This window comes from Campylobacter sp. 19-13652 (assembly GCF_019702925.1).
In the GTDB taxonomy this organism is placed as follows: domain Bacteria; phylum Campylobacterota; class Campylobacteria; order Campylobacterales; family Campylobacteraceae; genus Campylobacter_A.
This window is the reverse complement of sequence record NZ_AP024713.1, coordinates 1,192,783-1,209,438: the sequence shown is the minus strand read 5'-3', so window position 1 is coordinate 1,209,438 and position 16,656 is coordinate 1,192,783. Positions and strand designations below refer to the sequence as shown.

Sequence of the window (16,656 nt, the reverse complement as noted above, 5' to 3'; positions counted from 1 at the left end):
CGAAGAATAATCCAAAATTAGCTTAAATTATTAATCTATTATTTAAATTTAATTTATAATTGTATTGACTTAAGGGTATTTGATTGCGCATTTGGCGAGAAGATAGTTTGGAATATTTATATAAATTTAAAAATAAACTCTATGTTATGCAGTGGTTTAGCAGGTCGACCGATTGCTGTGTATATTAAAGCAAAATCAAGTTTCTAAGTGAAGTGAACTAGCGAACATATCATCTTATGATACGAGCTATGGGCAAACATTAAAAGAAAAAGGAAATATTTTGCAAAACAAACGAAGCGCAGATTTTGTAAGAACAAACTACGCTACTTTGTGGCATAATGGTTAAATTTTAGCTAGATGTAGGCTGACATATCGCTTATGTGAGCTTTTAAAATAGCATATGCTTACTCATACCGATTTTACGCTAAGTTTTATTGGTTTGCAATGTCGGTAATGCCAAAAGACGCTAGTATTAGTATAAATTTGTAATTAAAAAATAATGCTATTTTATACAGAGCTTTTTTAAATTTAGCTACATTTAAATTTAAATCGTAGCAAGATAAATTAATGGCAAACTTAAACAGTCTATTTAAATATAAAAATTTATAAATCAAAAACCCTTCTAACACTACTATCACTTTACCTACAAATTTAATCCACAATAAAAGCCAAACACCACTGCCTTATACGTCTAATATCACACCCAACTAGACTACATAGTAAAAACTATATGTTTGTCTACTCACTTTATGTACAGTTATCCTGCTAAGCTACCTTTAAGCCGTAAGTCAAAGCTTAGTTTTTTTCACCACTACGTAACTTAAACCACTAAGTCTAAGTAAAGTAAATCTAAACTAGATGTTAGTAAGTATATTACAATGCAATGCAGGTAAAATAAATAAGTCACTTATATATGTGACACAGGGATTGCTCTTGGAGTTTTATAAAGCTAGGTTATTGATTAAAAGAGCCAAAATAAGAATACACAAAAATGCCATTTTAACACAATATTTAAATTAAGCTATTTTTAAGCACTTGCAAAGCTCTCTTGCTTTTTAAAAAATGGCTTTAATGTCTCCCAAGCATGCTGAACTTTTTCAAAATGCTCCCTGTATTCGCTTTTTATTCGTTCGCTTTTTTGCATATGTCTATCTGGGTGGTACATCTTTACCATTTTTAGGTATGCAGCACGTACGCTTTCAAAATCGGAGTTTATATCGCATCCTAGGATTTTAAATTCATTCTCAAGTATGCTAGCTAGTGCGTAAAAACATCTTGTAAAGCTGCCAGATTTGTTGCTATTTACACGGCTTTTTGCTTTTTGTAGTTTTGAATTTTCATAGCGGAAATTTATGCTAAATTTGATGTGCTCTTTTTTTGAAATTAGCTCATCTAGTGCGTCAAATTCATCCTGCGAGCTAAATCTCATGCTTAGTGTATTTGTGTTTTCGTTATATTTTGCCTTGCTACCTTTAAAGACCTTTTTTAGGTAGTTTGCAAAGATTTTTGGGGCGCTATTTAGCGTAAATATTACATCTTGTGCGATAAAATCTATATCTATGAAAAGCAGTTGGGATAGGCTATTTTGTGCCTTGTATGAAAGCTTTAGGGTTTTATGCTCAGCAAAGTTTAATTTTGGCTCGACTCCTGTGTGTTTTATGGCGATTTTTCTTATAAATTTTAAAAAATAGCGACGCTGCACTAGCTCATTTTTATCATAAAATGATATGACTTTGCCTTTGCTGTGAAGCGTTGAGGCAAAGTTTTTATACATTATTTCTCTAATTTCTCCAAATATAGCTGCGTCATCTGTGCTGATACTTAGCGATTCTAGCGTATTTTTTATCTGCATTGCCTGCCTTTTTATTTTTATAAGGCAGTATAAGCAATAATTGTTCCAGTTATATCTTTTTTATGTCGCTATCTTTTATATAATCAGCAAAACTAGCCTCAAGTTTTGCTTGCTTTTGCTCTATACTTTTATTTTCTGTCTTGCTTTGGGCTTGCGATTTTTGCGGGGTCTCTTTTTTCATTTCTTGTTTTATCTGCTTTAAACTTTCTAAAAAATCCATATGGCTAATCTCCTTAAAATTTACTTTGATTAGTTTATTCATTTTTGGCTTAAAAAATGGATAAATTTAATTTTTCTACAAAATTTGATAAAATTATAGCTTTGTTTAAGGAAATTTTATGTAAAATCACAACTTCAATTTTAATGTGCGCTCGTAGCTCAGCTGGATAGAGCATTTGATTGCGGTTCAAAAGGTCAGGGATTCGAATTCCTTCGGGCGCACCACTTTTCTTTCGTGATTTCTACCTTTTTTAAACTATTTTATAGTAAAATGCCAAAAATTTAAAAGATTTGATTATGGATTATAAAGATATTTTAAACAGCTTAAATGTCATACAAAATGATGTCAAAAAACTTTGTGATAATGAGTACCCTGAGGTAAAACCATATATGAGCGTTGTTGAGTTTGGCAGGCTTGTGGATGAGAGTATTTTGCAAGTTAGGGAGCGAAAAAGCGAGAGCGAACTGTTTCGTCAGATGTTTAACAACGACGATTATTATGAAAATTTAAGCTCATATATGAAACAGCTTACAAGAAGCCTTGTTGCCCAGATAGAAAAAAATGGTGTATACACAGACGTAAACAACAATATGCAAAAAAATTTATCAAACGTTACTTCTTTAATAGAGGTGCTAACCGCTGAATATCAGACCCTACTAAAAGCAGATAAGAAAAATTATTTTAAGAAAAATACCGCAAAACTTGAGGAGATAGCAAGTATAGTAAAAACGCTCGCTATAGCTCAAAAAAATATTACAATGTTTATAAGATATAACTCCGCTATAATCGCAAATGTGATATTGAAAAATTTCAAATCGCTTTTTAAATTTTTTAACAACGCCATACTTTTGGCTAAATCAAGGCAAGATGAGCTTTTGCTAATCGAAATAGCTGGAATGTCAGACCTAATTGTCTCAAACGTGTCGCCTGTGCTAAGTAGCGGCAAGAGCTTAAAGCAAAATGAATTAATCTATCATAGCTTAATCTATGAGCTAAAAAGGCTGAGAAAACTGGCGATTGATGATTAAATTTCAATAATCCTATCGCAAACTTGTCTTAAAATTTCATCATCATGGGTGGCTATGAGCATGGCTGCCTTGTGCGATTTTAGCTCGTTTATTATGGTTTTAAGCGCATTTTTATCAAGCTCATTGCTTGGTTCGTCAAGAAATAGTAGCTGTTTGTCTAGCGGACAAAGCACTCCAGCAAGTGCCACAAGCCTCTTTTGCCCACCTGAGAGATGATATACTACGCTATTTTTATGCACTAAGAGATTTAGCTTTTTTAGCATCTCTGTGCTGATATTTTGGGCTTTTTCATCACTTAAGCCCTGAGCGAGCAGTTCAAATTTAACGTCATCTTTTACTATCGGAAAGATAAACTGCTCTTCACTTTGCTGAAATAAAAACCCAACCTTGCTTCTTGTGTTCTCATATCCATTTTTATTTATATCTTGTCCAAATATTAAAAACTCATCACTTTTGCACTCGCAAAGCCCAGCAAGACATCTAAGCAAGGTGCTTTTGCCGCTTCCATTTGCGCCTTTTAGTCCGATTTTTTCGCCAAATTTAATCTTTAAGCTTACGTCTTTTAAAACAATCTTATCGCCGTATGAATAGGATAAGTTTTTTACCGATAAAGCGTCCATAATATCTCCAAAACCATAAAAACTATTAGCTTAACACACCAGAAAAAGTCTAGCGCATTAAGCTTTTCTTTATAAATTTTTTTAAGCGCTAAGTTGTTAAAACCCCTCGCTATTATGCACTCTTTAGCCATTTGGGCTCTAGAAAATCCCATAAATATAAGTAGTGCTATAAAGCTAGAGTAGGCTTTGTATGTGAGGCGGTTTGTGGCTGGCTTTAGACCTCTAGCAAGAAGCCTTTGTTTAAATAAAACTAAATCTATAAAAAACTGTTCGATAAATTTAACTGCTAAAAATAGCACCACGGTTAGCTTGTATGGGGCGCCTATTTTAGCCATTGCGGCTGCTATGTGAGCGCTTGATAGTGCGCTAAATAGGCTTACTATAAATAAGATTGTAAGGTTTGAGCGTATGAAGCTAAGGTATGCGAGTTCGAATTTTTGCGCATAGATATAGCTTAAAAATATAAGTATTAAGAATAAATTTATGCCAAGCATTTTTTTTATCACTTTGACCTTTTCTTTACAGGATAAAAATGTCAGCATAGAAACTATCGCTATGGGTAAAATAGGCGCTTTTAATGGTAAAATGCTCACAAAAATAGAGTAAAAAAGCGCCAGTATTAGCGAGATATTCGCATTAGGCAATACTCGCACTTAGTGCTATCCTGCGGTAAAAACTCATGCCAGCTGCTGTGATTATGCCCTCGACTATGCTAAGTGGGATATGCGCTATGAGTATGGATATGGCGGCTGGGGCTAGGGCGTCGTTACTAGTATATAGCAAAAGTGAGAGCAAAAGTGCTGAAAATAGGGTGCTTAGCGAGCCTATGGCAAAGTCTAGGACAATCCTTAAAGTGCCAAACGATTTTTTAAAAATCAGGCTGTTTCCCAGGTAGAGCAAATACGCAGGAAGCGCCATGACTAGGGTATTTGACAGCAGCGAACTAAGTCCTCCAAATCCAAAAAGTAGAGCCTGTAAAAAAAGTGCTACAAATATAGCTAAAAAACAGCCAAAACCAATCGAAGCGCCTATAAGCCCTGATAAAATAAGGTGCGCACTAGATATGCCAACTGGTATGTGAATAAAGCTAGCTATGAAAAATAAGGCGGAAAATAGCGCTATTTGTGGCAGCTCATGCTCTTTTGTGCTACGTATTGAAGCTATCAGAAATACCGCTGATACGGCACTTGAGATGATTAAGGTCTGGGTGGATAAAACGCCGTCTGTAATATGCATAGCCTGCCTTTCACACGAAAATAAATAAAATAATACACACAAAAATATTAAAATTAGTTAAAATTTTTAAAAATTATTTAAATTTATCAAAGTTGTGACTTCGTTTTGTGCTTTATTTTGGTGCAATATTAGTTTTTGCAAGAGCGGTTTTTGGTGTATGCGTGTCCAATTATATGGCATAAATTATCGTTTGGTTTTGCTTTTTATGGCTTGGATAATTTAATGGCGCTATTTTTATAAAGTATATTTGTGACTTTGCATTAAATAAATTTAAATAGGCTCTGTTAAAAAATTTCTCCTTAGCGACATTAAAGTAGGCACAGCTCCTCTAATTCGTGCCAGTGGTTTTTGGCATTACCGACATTGTTTTACAAGGTCGGCACGATTTTAGCACTTCGTAAAAACTCAGCGCAAAAATCTGGGGAACGCCATTAAGTCCGTAGGACTTAGGACGACGACTGCTTTTTTGCGGCTCGTATCGCTTTGCGATATACTCGCCTATTCGCTTTATGCACGCACAGCAAGCAGTTGCTGTGCTAAGCCACTCATATACGTGGTGCTAGCTTGCTAAAACCAAATTAAGCTTTAAAAAAGCAATACTTTTTTAAAACAGAGATTTAAAATTTTATACGCAAAAAAATTAAAATCTAAATATTTTTCTTGCAATGACGCAATTTTTGGAGTTTTTAAAATTTAGTAAGTCCCACAAAGGCTTAGGGTGCATACTACTTTTATGCCATTTGTGTTGTAAGCGATATATTTATTACCGCCTAGTTTTTGCTTTTTCTTAGAAACTGTATGCAGGGCAAATGCCTACCATGCTAGGATACTTAGCGGTTATTTTCTAAGCTAATATGCCACTTTGCTATACGTGGGATTAAAAAGCGTGATGTATAAATTTATAAAGCAGCGCTATTGTTTAAAATAGCTTAAATTTAATAAGCCCATATCATCATTTTAGTTTAAGACAATAAACAAAACGAGGCTATAAAAAGCCTCTGGATAAGCCATTTTATAGCTTGCTTAGCACATCAGCAACTATGGCGTCAGCGCCATTTGGCTTAATTTTTTCTTTTAACGCCATGCTTATTGCTTTTAAATTTAAGCTATTTATAATATCCCATATCTCGTTTGCATCCACACTTGAGCCATTTTGTAGACAGATTTTTGAGCAGTCTTTTAAGGCTAGAGCGTTTAGCCTTTGATGATCGCTTGCTGCGTAAGGATATGGGATAAACACTGCTGGCAGGGCGTTTGCCGCTAGCTCCCAAACGCTGCTAGCCCCAGCCCTAGATATGGCTAAATCGGCCTTGCTCATCAAATTTGGCATATCAGTGCTAAATTCAAATACCTCCACATCGTTTGCGCCTAGGTTTTTGTATTTGCTAAGCACCGTATCTATCGAACCTTTGCCGCATTGATGAAGTATTTTTACGCCTATTTGATTAAGCTTTGGATAAAGGTTGATGGCTAGTTCGTTTATCGCTTTTGCGCCTTGTGAGCCACCAAGAAATAGCACCGTTTTTAGCTCACTCCTTACTCGCGCTGTGCTAAAAAACTCATCTTTTACAGGGTAGTTGGTGTAAATCCCCTTTGCATATGAGCTATAAAACCCCCTAGCAAAGGGCTTAAGAAGGCTATTTAGCCTGCCTACGGCTGCGTTTTGTTCATGGATAAAAAGTGGCAGATTTAGGCTAAGTGCAGCTAAGCTGGCTGGTGCTGCTGAGTATCCGCCTACGCTAATTACCGCTTTTGCATTTATGTTTTTTAGATGGCTACGTGCTTTTATGGCGAGTTTTAGGATACTAAAAGCGGCTGAAATTTTTGCAAGTCCACGCTTATTTACTACGCCTTTGCTGGGCAAAAAAATGGTAGCACTAAACTCCCCTGAGCCGTCAAACCACGCCATGTCTTGCCCACTTGTTGAGCCTATAAAAGCTATCTCCTCGCCACGTTTTTTTAAAGCCTCGGCTAGGCTTCTTGCTATGGCTAGATGTCCGCCTGTGCCACCACCTGTTAAAACTATCACGATTTTATCCTTTTACTTATCATTAGTACCATTCCTATGGCTATACTTGAGGCTAGCATGGAGCTGCCCCCATAGCTTAAAAATGGCACTGCAATGCCCTTTAATGGTGTTAGTGAGGTAATTCCGTAACTATTCATTAAAAAGCTAATAGCAAGCATGAGTGCTACACCCATGCAAAATAGATGGTGTGCCTTATCCTCGCACCTGCCGCTTACTCTAAAAATTCTAAAAATTAAAAATACAAATAGCACAAGTATGAGGCATATGCCAGCAAGCCCTAGCTCCTCAGCTATGCCAGAGAGCACAAAATCAGTATGCACTTCGCTTAAAAATCCAAGCTTAAATATCCCTCCACCTAGTCCTTCTCCAAAGAAATTTCCGTGTCGAATGGCGTTAAGCGAGTATGAAATTTGATATGGGGCTGGAGCGTCTGTAACCCTAAGCGTATCCTCAAGCCAAGAAGGTAGCACAGATAGTACCATATCCTGCGCTGTGCCCCACCATGATTTTATACGCGCTATGCGGTGATCTGAGGTCAGGATTATTACGCTTGCACCGAGTATTGCCAGTAATAATCCTATAGAAAACAGCCTCATGCTAGTCCCTGCAAACCACGCCATCATAATAAGCGTAAGCGTAAGCACTACTACCTGTCCTAGGTCATTTTGCATTATAGCAATTAGGCACGCCACAACTGCTAGTACGCAAAGATAGGGTAGCATGAGTTTAAATTCCTGTGGAATGCTGAGCTTTTCATTGCCTATGCGTCGACTAAACGACCAAGCTAGAAAATATATAAAGCCGACCTTAAAAAACTCAACAGGAGCTAGAGAAAAGCCAGGAAGCCTAATCCAGCGTGCGGCACCACCAGATTCAGTTACCATGGAAGCTGGCAAAAACCGCATAATAGACATAAGCACGAGACAGGAAAACAGCAGAGTAAAACCTATAGGCTTAAGAGCCTTATCAGGATTTAGGCGACTTATTGCCCACATTAGAAAAATCGCCAAAAGCCCCACACCAAACTGCCTAATAAAAAAGTGAAACTCACCGTAGTTAAAAAATACAACTGTATAAACTGAAAGTGAGAGCGAAAAGACAATGCTTATTAAAATTAGCCCAGCGCAGGTGTAAAATATGTACTTATCAGTTGTCATTTTTTGCCTTATGAATTTGCCAAAGAGCGCGAGTAGCTGACGGATATTATTGCATAAAGCATATCGTAAGTGTACGGCTGATTTAGTATGAAAAACTCATCAAAGCCCTTTAAATTTACGTCATTTTCGCAGATGATGATTACACTAAAGCCTTTTGTTTTTTTGGCTTTTAGTATCTCTTTTTTGTCCTGTTCGCTCAGTATGTCGTTTTTGTGGATAAATACTAAATTTGGTGTATAGATAGGATTTATTATATGCTCAAACGCACTTAGATAATCGTTTGTTGGGCGGACATTTATACCTAGATGCTCAAGCTGCGATTTTAGTATGTCAAACCCCTTTATGTCTGGATAGGAGATAATGGCATGGTATTTTTTTAGTATGCTTTGGTTTATGCTAGGCAGGCTTTGGCGAGGTGGTTCTTTTGATGTGGCGAGCTTTATTGACATGTTTATGGTATTTTCTGCTAGCTTTAGCTCTATACCAGCTAGCTTGATCTGTCTTTTGGCTAGATTTAAGTATTTATCGTCATAGCTCGATTCTATCTGCTTTGATGAGGTTAGATTTATGTCAAATACGACGTGGTCTCTAGCGTAATTTGTGAGCCTAAACTCAAATAACACCCTTGAGCTTGATTGATTAAAAAGCAGGTATTTGTTTAGGTATTCACATGCTTTTACGATTGGCATCACGTCTGTTTCAAATACCCTAGGGTAGGTTAGAGCATAGTCAAATAGTATGATGTTTTTTGTCTGCTTTGCGTCCTCGTAAAGCCCCTCAAGTAGCAGACTGATTCTATCTAGTAGGTCTGTTTTCATAGTACTATCATCCCATCGCCGTAGGAGTAAAACCTATATCCGTTTTCTATCGCTGTGGCATAAATTTTCTTTGTCTGTTCTAAGCCAACAAAGCCTGCTACTAGCATTATCAGAGTGCTTTTTGGTAGATGAAAGTTTGTAAGCAAGAAATTTTGCCTAATGGGTGGATTTAGCGGGTTTAAAAACAGATCACACTCTCCGCTTTTTAATCCGTTTCTTGCGTAATATTCTATCGTCCTAGTTACAGTCGTGCCAACGCCTAGTATGGGTGTATCGCTCTTTATTATATTTGCTGTGCTTTCAGGGATAAAATAGCTTTCATGGTGCATAGTATGCTCTCTAATATCCTCGCACTCTACGCCCTTAAACGTCCCAGCGCCTACGTGAAGTGTGATGTATGCGGTTTTAAATTTATCCGATATTTTTTTCATTAAATCATTGCTAAAATGAAGGCTAGCAGTTGGTGCAGCCACGGCACCCTTGTTTTTAGCAAATATGCTTTGATACCAGCTCTCATCGTCTGTGTCGGCATCTCTTTTTAGATACGGTGGCAGAGGTATGATGCCTATTTTATCTGTGGCTTTTAGCACCTCGTTTGTGCTTAGATATTTGCTGTTTTTTATAAGTCTAACAACCCTAAGTCCATCATCAAAAAGCTCTAAAACTTCGGCGTTTATGCCGTTTTTCAAATTTATTATATCGCCACTTTTTACCCTACCTTTAATGTAGCAGCTAAATGTTCCATTTTTGCCCACTGGCTGATTTAGCATTATCTCCCTAGCGCCTCCGCTTTGCTTTGTGCCAAAAAGTCTAGCTTTTATAACCTTTGTGTCATTAAAAATTATGGCTGTATTTTGAGGGATTAAATCTGGTAAATCTTTAAATTTAAAATGCTCTATGCTACCATTTTCTCTCCTGTAAACTAAAAGCCTAGCCTCCTCTTTCGGCATGGTTGGGGCTTTTGCGATTAGTTCATCTGGCAGATGATAATCATAGCTATTTGTCTGAGTTAGCGCCTGTTTCATCTAAATCCTCATCATACTCTACTTCGTCAAATTCGCTTACTTTTGAGCTGGGGCTTGCATCCTCATTTTGGGCTTGTTCCTCTTTTTCCTCCTCTTTTTTTACAAGCTTTGCTATTAGGATGGAAAGCCCATAAAGTCCCATTAGTGGAAACGCCATTAAAAACTGGCTTAGTACGTCAGGAGGCGTCATTATAGCTGAAAAAATAAATATTATAACAACGGCGTATTTAAAGAATTTTTTAAGCGCCTCATCGTCAACAAGCCCAAGCTTTGCTAAGAAAAATGTAAGTACAGGCAGCTCAAAAGCCACCCCAAAGGCTATGACAAGCTTTGTAAAAAATCCGACATAATCGCCTATTTTAGGTAGTGCGGTAAAAAGCTCGCCGCCAAAGTTTATTAAAAATTTAAACCCAAGAGGGGTTACTACATAATAGCAAAATGCCGCACCACAGGCAAACATTATGCTAGCTGAAATGACAAATGGTATGACATATTTTTTCTCATTTTCATAAAGCCCTGGTGCCACAAATAGCCAAAACTGCCAAAATATCACAGGCAAACTCGCCACAAGCCCAGTAAAAAATGCCACCTTCATCGCGGTAAAAAACGGCTCTTGCACCTCGGTAAAGATGATATTACTCCCCGCTGGCAAGACCGCCTTTAGCGGTGCAGTCATAAAATCAAGTATCGGATTCCAAAAGCTAAAGCACGCCACAAACGCTATCATCACAGCCGCTACGCTAATGCCAAGGCGCTTTCTAAGTTCTGCTAGGTGCGGACGAAGCTCCTCAAACATCGCTAGCCCCCTTTTTTAGGTTTTTTTCGCTAGTCTCGTTTATCTTGCTTTGCTCACTATTTTCGCTAGATTTGTTTATTGTTTGAAATTTGTCTATCCTGTATGTTTCTTGAGCTGTTTTGGAATTTTTTGCTACCTCTAGCTCGTTAATTGCGCTAGGCTTGTCATGTGCGCTTAGATTTTCAAATTTATCACTATCTCTATTTTTATCGGCTTTTGTTTGCTCGCTTAATTCTTGCATTCTAGCTGCTCTCCTGCCGCCATTTTGAGCCAGTTCGCTTTTATTTTGCTCAGGGGTTAAAATTTGCTCTTTGGAGAGATTTTTTAGCTCGTCTTTTACTGCGTTAACTGGGTTTTTAATGGTGTTTAAGCCTTTATTTATAGCCTCGGCACCACTATTTAAGTTTTTCTTTATCTCGTCAAGCTCCTCAAATGTAAGCTTTTTACGTACCGTGCTTGTGGCCTCTTCTAGGGATTGTTTATACTTTTGTGCGTCTTCTTTTAGTTCGGCTATTTTTATCTCTGATTCAAAGCTCGCTTTTGCGTCATTTACGCCTTTTTTTACGGTTTTAAAGAATTTTGCAATCTGCACCATCGCTTCAGGCAGTTTATCAGGACCTAAAAATAGCACGGCAATTATGGCTATTATAAGTATTTCAGGAAGGCTCATACCAAACATAAATTTACCCTTTTTAAACAATTCTCGCCATTTTAGCCTTTTTTTACTTATGTTTGAATTTAAAGCGTGATGTAAAGCGCTAACTCATCGGCTAAAAGATACTCTTTTGCGTAAATTTTATCTCCCCTTTGTTCGAGCTTTTTTTCATTTATTAGTGTTTGCGCCTTTTCTTGCCATGCGTTTGGCAGGCTTTTTATCTCTACACCTACGCAGCTTCTAAGCCCCAAAAATAGCCGCTCAAGCACCATGTCATCGCTGCTTAGCACCTCTTTTTGCCTAGAGTTTGGGGAGGCTAGATACTGATTTAAGCTCTTTGGCGCATAAAGCCTAGCACCCCCTAAAAACCCCACGCTATAAGCACCAATTCCAAGATATTCCTTGCCCTGCCAGTATCCTAGATTATGCCTGCAAATATCGCCAAAATTTGACACCTCATAGCGCTTAAGCCCCACATTTTCTAGCTCATCTTTTACTAGCCTTGCTAGGGCTTCGTCATCTTTTGAAAGCTCCAATCTATTTTGAAATGGCGTACCCTCCTCAAGCGTTAGGGTATAGGCTGAGGCGTGGCTTATGTTAAGCGATTTTATGGCCGCTACTTCGCCTTTTATGCGCTCTTTATTATCAAGTGCTGTGCCATAAATTAAATCCACACTAATGCGCTTAAGTCCTGCTTTTTTTGCAGCCTCTACCGCTTTAAAGACTGCGCTTTTATCATGTGTGCGTCCTAGCATTTTTAGCTTATCATTATAAAAGCTCTGTGCGCCCATGCTTAGCCTATTTAGTCCAAATTCCTTCATTTTGCTAATCCACTCAAAGCTTGCGGAGTTTGGATTAGCTTCAGAGGTAATTTCTGCCTCTTTTTCCAAAAACGGACTAATCTTTAAAAAAAGCTCCTCATAAAGTGCGGCATCCACCACACTGGGCGTTCCGCCACCTATAAATACGGTTTCAAATTTAACTCCTGCTAAATCCTTGCTAAAGCTATCGAAATCTTTGATTAATGCCTTAAAATAAGCTTTAAATTTATCCTTTTGCCCTACCAGTGAGCCAAAGGCGCAGTAGGGGCATTTTGATTCGCAAAATGGTATATGTATGTAAAGTAGCACTATAAAGCCTTTAAATTTTTAGCCATTTTAGCATAAAAGTGGAGATAAATTTAAACCGAGTATAAACTCTTTTTTGCTACTATGTCAAGATTTTTAATAAATAGGTAAGAGAATGCAAAAAAAGTACAGACCAAATGTGGCGGCCGTCGTGCTAAGTAGCGCATATCCGTTTAAATGTGAGGTCTTTTTGGCTCGTAGGATTGACTTAAAGGACGTCTGGCAGTTTCCTCAAGGTGGCATTGATGCTGGAGAGAGTGAGCTTGAGGCTCTTAAGCGCGAGCTAAGAGAGGAGATAGGCACCGATGATGTAGAGGTGCTTGGCGAGTATCCTCAGTGGCTTAGCTATGATTTTCCAGCTGGGGCGAGCAGTAAAAAGACTTATAATTATGACGGACAGACGCAGAAGTATTTTTTAGTGCGTCTTAGACCGAGTGCAAAGATAGTGCTAGGTACGCATGAGGCTGAGTTTAGTGAGTATAAATTTGTAAATGCAAATAGCGTGCTTGATAGTATAAATCACTTTAAAAAGCCGATTTATGCGAAGGTTTTAAGCTACTTTAAAGAGAAAGGATATATCTAAATGCTAATAGTGCAAAAATATGGCGGCACTAGTGTGGGTACGCTAGAGCGTATCGAAGCCGTGGCAGATAGAGTCGCAAGAGCTAAAAAAGATGGAAATGATATAGTCGTGGTAGTCTCTGCTATGAGTGGGGTTACAAACCAGCTTGTAGAGTACGGTGAGCATTTTAGCAAGGTGCCAAATGCAGTAGCTATGGATATGCTTTTAAGCTCTGGAGAGCAGGTTACTACGGCGCTTCTTACAATCGCACTAAATGAAAAAGGCATAGAAACCGTGGGGCTAACTGGCGCTATGGCAAAAATTTATACCGATAGTGTACACACTAAAGCGCGCATAGAGGAGATTGACACCTCTAGGATAAAAAGCGAGCTTGAGAGAGGCAGAGTAGTAGTCGTAGCTGGCTTTCAGGGCGTAGATGAAAATGGAGACATAACTACGCTTGGCAGGGGTGGGAGCGACCTATCTGCTGTGGCGGTAGCTGGGGCGTTAAAGGCGGATTTGTGTGAAATTTATACTGACGTTGATGGAGTTTATACCACAGACCCACGCATAGAGAAAAAGGCAAAAAAGCTAGAGCGAATAAGCTATGAGGAGATGCTAGAGCTTGCAAGCGCAGGGGCAAAAGTCCTGCAAAATCGCTCAGTCGAGCTAGCTAAAAAGCTAAATGTAAAGCTAGTAACTAGAAGCAGCTTTAACGATAATGAAGGTACATTAATAACAGGAGAGGATAATATAATGGAAGCAGTTTTAGTAAGCGGCATAGCATTGGATAAAAATCAAGCGCGCGTTACACTTAGGGGCGTAGTAGATAAGCCTGGTATCGCGGCTGAGATATTTACCACTCTAGCAAAAGAGAATGTAAACGTAGATATGATAATCCAAAACGTCGGACACGACGGTACTACAAATCTAGGCTTTACAGTGCCTCAAAATGAGCTAGAAATCGCAAGACGCGCTATGGATAAGCTTCAGGCTGCTAAACATATCGAATTTAACGACGCTATCGTAAAAGTTTCAGTCGTTGGCGTAGGCATGAAAAGCCACAGTGGCGTGGCATGTCTAGCGTTTGAGACGCTAGCGCGTGAAGGCATAAATATACAGATGATCTCAACTAGCGAAATAAAACTATCCATGATAGTAGATCAAAAGTACGGCGAGCTTGCGGTGAGGGTGCTTCACGACGCTTATAAGCTCGACGCTTAGGTCTTTTATGCAGGATTTTAGGAGCTGGAGCCTAGCTGCTATACGTGATGAGGGTGTGGGCATGAGCTGGATGGAGCAGCGTCTAAGCGAGTGGGCGCCGCTGCTGGCTACTAGGCTGTCGTATCTTTTGCAAGGGCGAGCATTTATCATCATCACAGATAGGGAGCGGGAGTGGTTTGAGAAGTATTTTCTATCTCATATAAATCCCCTGCCAGCCACACGTCCGATGTTGCCGTTTTTTTCCTTGCGAGCGCTATATCCTCGCTTTGATGAGATAAGTGTAAAGGAACAATCAGACCTGCTTGAGGATATGCTTAGCATTACTTTTGCAAACGGCTTTGTCTATTTTTACATAGGCAAAAGCTCTGATACTAGGGCGGCACTGGCTAAGTCAAGTGACATGAGCTACATGTGGCTATTTGATGAGCAGTCTCAAAATGGCTTTTATCTAAATAGCTCTGATGAGAGGCTTGATAATAAGCTTGTCTCTTTATTTAAGCTTTTTAGCAAAAGCGTGGATGCGGTGCTTTTAGCAAAGGCGAGTGTTTGAGCTCTTGCATTATTATTAGCGGCGATTTTAATGCCCTAAAAGATGAGCTAATAGCCAAATACGGCATAAATTCACTAAGATTTTTTGAAACAGATGAGCTTTTAGTAGATGACGCTAGAGCCATTATTTCAGAGGCTTATATAGCTGAGGTTAGCCAAAAATTTATCGTAGTGCTTGCTGGCGCTTACTCAAGTGCGGCTCAAAATGCACTTTTAAAAATCATCGAAGAACCGCCTAAAAATATCGTTTTTATCTTAGCTGCCTCCGCTAAAAGCCTTTTTTTACCAACTATTCGCTCAAGGCTTCCTGTTCTTACAAAAGATAGTGCAAATACTCAAAGATACGAGCTGGATTTAAATTTACAAACCCTCACTCTAAAAAGTATGCTTGAGTTTTTAGACAAGATAGAGGCTGGCGAAAGGGTAGGAGAGATTGCAAAAAACGACCTAAAAGCGGTAATTTCAGCTATTATTGATGAGGCAATCAGGATTGGAATGCGATTTAGCTTAGATGAGTATGAGTATTTTTACAAGCTAATATCACTAGCTGATTTAAATGCTAAATCCCACGCTCTTTTGACCCCGCTTTTGCTCTTAATCTTACACAAAGGACGCAGATGAAAATTTATGAGATAAATCCAAAAAGCGATTTTGATAAGCTTGCTGGCTATATAGGCGCAAGTGCGGCTGGAGCTATCATAATGCATAAAAAGTCTGAGATTAAATTTATCCTTTTAAAAGATATTAAAGCAGCTGCGGCAAATATTTTAAAGCAAGATGCCCTTAGCGTTGGGGCTGATTTGCTAACGCATAAAGATACGATTTTAGGCGGACGAGATAAATTTCAAGCCGTTTTGATGGCCACTCCAGCCCAGTTAAAGATACTGGCAAAAAAAGAGAGTGCACAAGACTTCTCGTTAAAAGAGCTGGCTAAATTTTTATCTGCTAGCTCATACGAGCCGTCTGGTGTTAGCATAATGGGCGTTGTAAATATAAACGAAGATAGCTTTAACCCAGCTAGTCGCAAAAGTGGCGTAGCTGCTATAGAAAAAATAGAGCAGATGATAAAGGCTGGTGCTAGCTATGTTGATATTGGGGCTGTTAGCTCAAGACCTGGCAGCGAGTATATCGGAGCTGAGGCGGAATTTGCTAGATTGAAGTGGCTTTTAGATGAGATTTATAGGCTAAAAATATATGAAAATGTGAGGCTAAGCCTTGATAGCTTTGATGAGCATTGCTTAGAGTATGCGCTTGATAGGGGTTTTAGCTTTATAAATGATATATCGGCTAATGAAAATTTGGCCTTTTTGGCCGCTAAATATGATGTGCCGCTTTGCATTATGCATATGCAGGGAAATCCTAAAAATATGCAAGATAGTCCGCACTATGATGATTTGCTAGGCGAGATTAGCGATTTTTTTACAGCTAAAATAGCGGCTGCTAAGGATAGGGGGGCAAAAAAGATAGTCCTTGATGTCGGCATAGGTTTTGGCAAGACCGCCGAGCATAATATGCTTTTAATAAAGCATTTATCCCACTTTAACAGGCTGGGCTATCCGCTTTTAGTGGGGGCTAGCAGAAAGTCGGTGATAAACGCATTTTATAAAAGCGATGTAAAAGATAGGCTAGCTGGGTCGCTTTTTTTACACCTGATGGCTGCACAAAACGGCGCTGAAATAATAAGAACTCACGACGTGGCAGAGCACGCTCAGCTTTTTGCGCTAAATGACGCTTATAATGATATAAATTTATGGTAAG

Annotated in this window: 17 protein-coding genes, 1 tRNA gene and 1 pseudogene; 7 read left to right on the top strand and 12 right to left on the bottom strand. The window is 38.6% G+C overall.

What is annotated here, in order from left to right:
* Window positions 1-1,027: 1,027 nt before the first annotated feature.
* Both LBC_RS05880 and LBC_RS05875 read right to left on the bottom strand, forming a co-directional pair.
* Window positions 1,028-1,852: an adenylosuccinate lyase gene (locus LBC_RS05880; protein ID WP_221253456.1), complete on the bottom strand. Its 825-nt coding sequence runs from the start codon at window positions 1,850-1,852 to the stop codon at window positions 1,028-1,030.
* A gap of 49 nt (window positions 1,853-1,901) precedes the next feature.
* Entirely contained in the window at window positions 1,902-2,072 is a 171-nt protein-coding gene (locus LBC_RS05875; RefSeq protein ID WP_221253454.1) for a hypothetical protein, read from the bottom strand.
* A 147-nt stretch (window positions 2,073-2,219) separates the two neighbouring features.
* Here LBC_RS05875 and LBC_RS05870 point away from each other — a divergent pair.
* Together LBC_RS05870 and LBC_RS05865 are read left to right on the top strand one after the other, a co-directional pair.
* Window positions 2,220-2,296 (top strand) — tRNA-Arg (locus LBC_RS05870).
* Window positions 2,297-2,368: 72 nt separating this feature from the next.
* Window positions 2,369-3,100: a hypothetical protein gene (locus LBC_RS05865; RefSeq protein WP_221253451.1), complete on the top strand. Its 732-nt coding sequence runs from the start codon at window positions 2,369-2,371 to the stop codon at window positions 3,098-3,100.
* Here the strand turns inward: LBC_RS05865 and LBC_RS05860 are convergent.
* The 10 genes and pseudogenes from LBC_RS05860 to hemW all read right to left on the bottom strand — a co-directional run bounded on the left by LBC_RS05860 (window position 3,097) and on the right by hemW (window position 12,566).
* Window positions 3,097-3,720, bottom strand: a complete 624-nt coding sequence (locus LBC_RS05860) for an energy-coupling factor ABC transporter ATP-binding protein (RefSeq protein ID WP_221253449.1) — start codon at window positions 3,718-3,720, stop codon at window positions 3,097-3,099. The two genes, LBC_RS05865 and LBC_RS05860, sit on opposite strands and share 4 nt — an antisense overlap.
* The gene (locus LBC_RS05855) at window positions 3,702-4,373 is read right to left on the bottom strand and encodes an energy-coupling factor transporter transmembrane component T (protein WP_221253447.1); all 672 of its coding nucleotides are present in this window, start codon (window positions 4,371-4,373) and stop codon (window positions 3,702-3,704) included. The genes LBC_RS05860 and LBC_RS05855 overlap by 19 nt, the downstream gene beginning before the upstream one ends.
* Window positions 4,357-4,956: a cobalt transporter CbiM gene (gene cbiM, locus LBC_RS05850; RefSeq protein WP_221253445.1), complete on the bottom strand. Its 600-nt coding sequence runs from the start codon at window positions 4,954-4,956 to the stop codon at window positions 4,357-4,359. The genes LBC_RS05855 and cbiM overlap by 17 nt, the downstream gene beginning before the upstream one ends.
* 1,012 nt (window positions 4,957-5,968) lie before the next feature.
* Window positions 5,969-6,985 (bottom strand): undecaprenyldiphospho-muramoylpentapeptide beta-N-acetylglucosaminyltransferase, encoded by a 1,017-nt coding sequence (gene murG, locus LBC_RS05845; protein WP_221253443.1) that lies wholly within the window; start codon window positions 6,983-6,985, stop codon window positions 5,969-5,971.
* On the bottom strand, window positions 6,982-8,142 hold the full coding sequence (locus LBC_RS05840) for a putative peptidoglycan glycosyltransferase FtsW (protein ID WP_221253441.1): 1,161 nt from the start codon (window positions 8,140-8,142) through the stop codon (window positions 6,982-6,984). Before LBC_RS05840 ends, murG begins: the two co-directional genes overlap by 4 nt.
* A gap of 8 nt (window positions 8,143-8,150) precedes the next feature.
* On the bottom strand, window positions 8,151-8,960 hold the full coding sequence (locus LBC_RS05835) for a hypothetical protein (protein ID WP_221253439.1): 810 nt from the start codon (window positions 8,958-8,960) through the stop codon (window positions 8,151-8,153).
* Window positions 8,957-9,985, bottom strand: a complete 1,029-nt coding sequence (gene queA, locus LBC_RS05830; protein WP_221253437.1) for a tRNA preQ1(34) S-adenosylmethionine ribosyltransferase-isomerase QueA — start codon at window positions 9,983-9,985, stop codon at window positions 8,957-8,959. The genes LBC_RS05835 and queA overlap by 4 nt, the downstream gene beginning before the upstream one ends.
* Window positions 9,957-10,781 carry a twin-arginine translocase subunit TatC gene (gene tatC, locus LBC_RS05825; protein WP_221253435.1) on the bottom strand — a complete coding sequence of 275 codons (825 nt, stop codon included), beginning with the start codon at window positions 10,779-10,781 and terminating at the stop codon, window positions 9,957-9,959. The genes queA and tatC overlap by 29 nt, the downstream gene beginning before the upstream one ends.
* 301 nt (window positions 10,782-11,082) lie before the next feature.
* Window positions 11,083-11,460 (bottom strand): annotated as a pseudogene (gene tatB, locus LBC_RS09035) (Sec-independent protein translocase protein TatB); the annotation flags it as partial.
* Between the two features lie 59 nt (window positions 11,461-11,519).
* The gene (gene hemW / locus LBC_RS05815; RefSeq protein WP_221253434.1) at window positions 11,520-12,566 is read right to left on the bottom strand and encodes a radical SAM family heme chaperone HemW; all 1,047 of its coding nucleotides are present in this window, start codon (window positions 12,564-12,566) and stop codon (window positions 11,520-11,522) included.
* A gap of 112 nt (window positions 12,567-12,678) precedes the next feature.
* Between hemW and LBC_RS05810 the strand changes: the two genes are divergently transcribed.
* The 5 genes from LBC_RS05810 to folP are packed head-to-tail and all read left to right on the top strand — an operon-like array spanning window position 12,679 to window position 16,655.
* Complete coding sequence (locus LBC_RS05810) at window positions 12,679-13,146, top strand: RNA pyrophosphohydrolase (protein WP_221253433.1); 468 nt, start codon at window positions 12,679-12,681, stop codon at window positions 13,144-13,146.
* Window positions 13,147-14,349: an aspartate kinase gene (locus LBC_RS05805; protein ID WP_221253432.1), complete on the top strand. Its 1,203-nt coding sequence runs from the start codon at window positions 13,147-13,149 to the stop codon at window positions 14,347-14,349. It abuts the gene before it with no gap.
* 7 nt (window positions 14,350-14,356) lie between these two features.
* Window positions 14,357-14,899: a HobA family DNA replication regulator gene (locus tag LBC_RS05800; RefSeq protein WP_221253431.1), complete on the top strand. Its 543-nt coding sequence runs from the start codon at window positions 14,357-14,359 to the stop codon at window positions 14,897-14,899.
* Window positions 14,896-15,519, top strand: coding sequence for a DNA polymerase III subunit delta' (locus LBC_RS05795; protein ID WP_221253430.1), 624 nt, complete (start codon window positions 14,896-14,898; stop codon window positions 15,517-15,519). The genes LBC_RS05800 and LBC_RS05795 overlap by 4 nt, the downstream gene beginning before the upstream one ends.
* Window positions 15,516-16,655: a dihydropteroate synthase gene (folP, locus tag LBC_RS05790; RefSeq protein WP_221253429.1), complete on the top strand. Its 1,140-nt coding sequence runs from the start codon at window positions 15,516-15,518 to the stop codon at window positions 16,653-16,655. The genes LBC_RS05795 and folP overlap by 4 nt, the downstream gene beginning before the upstream one ends.
* Window position 16,656 lies beyond the last annotated feature (1 nt).

Excerpts from the sequence above, each read along its gene's own strand:
- queA (WP_221253437.1), bottom strand. The coding sequence starts at position 9,985 with ATGAAACAGGCGCTAACTCAGACAAATAGCTATGATTATCATCTGCCA.
- tatC (WP_221253435.1), bottom strand. The coding sequence starts at position 10,781 with ATGTTTGAGGAGCTTCGTCCGCACCTAGCAGAACTTAGAAAGCGCCTT.
- LBC_RS05840 (WP_221253441.1), bottom strand. The coding sequence starts at position 8,142 with ATGACAACTGATAAGTACATATTTTACACCTGCGCTGGGCTAATTTTA.
- LBC_RS05810 (WP_221253433.1), top strand. The coding sequence starts at position 12,679 with ATGCAAAAAAAGTACAGACCAAATGTGGCGGCCGTCGTGCTAAGTAGC.
- LBC_RS05835 (WP_221253439.1), bottom strand. The coding sequence starts at position 8,960 with ATGAAAACAGACCTACTAGATAGAATCAGTCTGCTACTTGAGGGGCTT.
- cbiM (WP_221253445.1), bottom strand. The coding sequence starts at position 4,956 with ATGCATATTACAGACGGCGTTTTATCCACCCAGACCTTAATCATCTCA.
- folP (WP_221253429.1), top strand. The coding sequence starts at position 15,516 with ATGAAAATTTATGAGATAAATCCAAAAAGCGATTTTGATAAGCTTGCT.
- LBC_RS05880 (WP_221253456.1), bottom strand. The coding sequence starts at position 1,852 with ATGCAGATAAAAAATACGCTAGAATCGCTAAGTATCAGCACAGATGAC.
- LBC_RS05875 (WP_221253454.1), bottom strand. The coding sequence starts at position 2,072 with ATGGATTTTTTAGAAAGTTTAAAGCAGATAAAACAAGAAATGAAAAAA.
- LBC_RS05800 (WP_221253431.1), top strand. The coding sequence starts at position 14,357 with ATGCAGGATTTTAGGAGCTGGAGCCTAGCTGCTATACGTGATGAGGGT.
- LBC_RS05805 (WP_221253432.1), top strand. The coding sequence starts at position 13,147 with ATGCTAATAGTGCAAAAATATGGCGGCACTAGTGTGGGTACGCTAGAG.
- LBC_RS05865 (WP_221253451.1), top strand. The coding sequence starts at position 2,369 with ATGGATTATAAAGATATTTTAAACAGCTTAAATGTCATACAAAATGAT.
- LBC_RS05860 (WP_221253449.1), bottom strand. The coding sequence starts at position 3,720 with ATGGACGCTTTATCGGTAAAAAACTTATCCTATTCATACGGCGATAAG.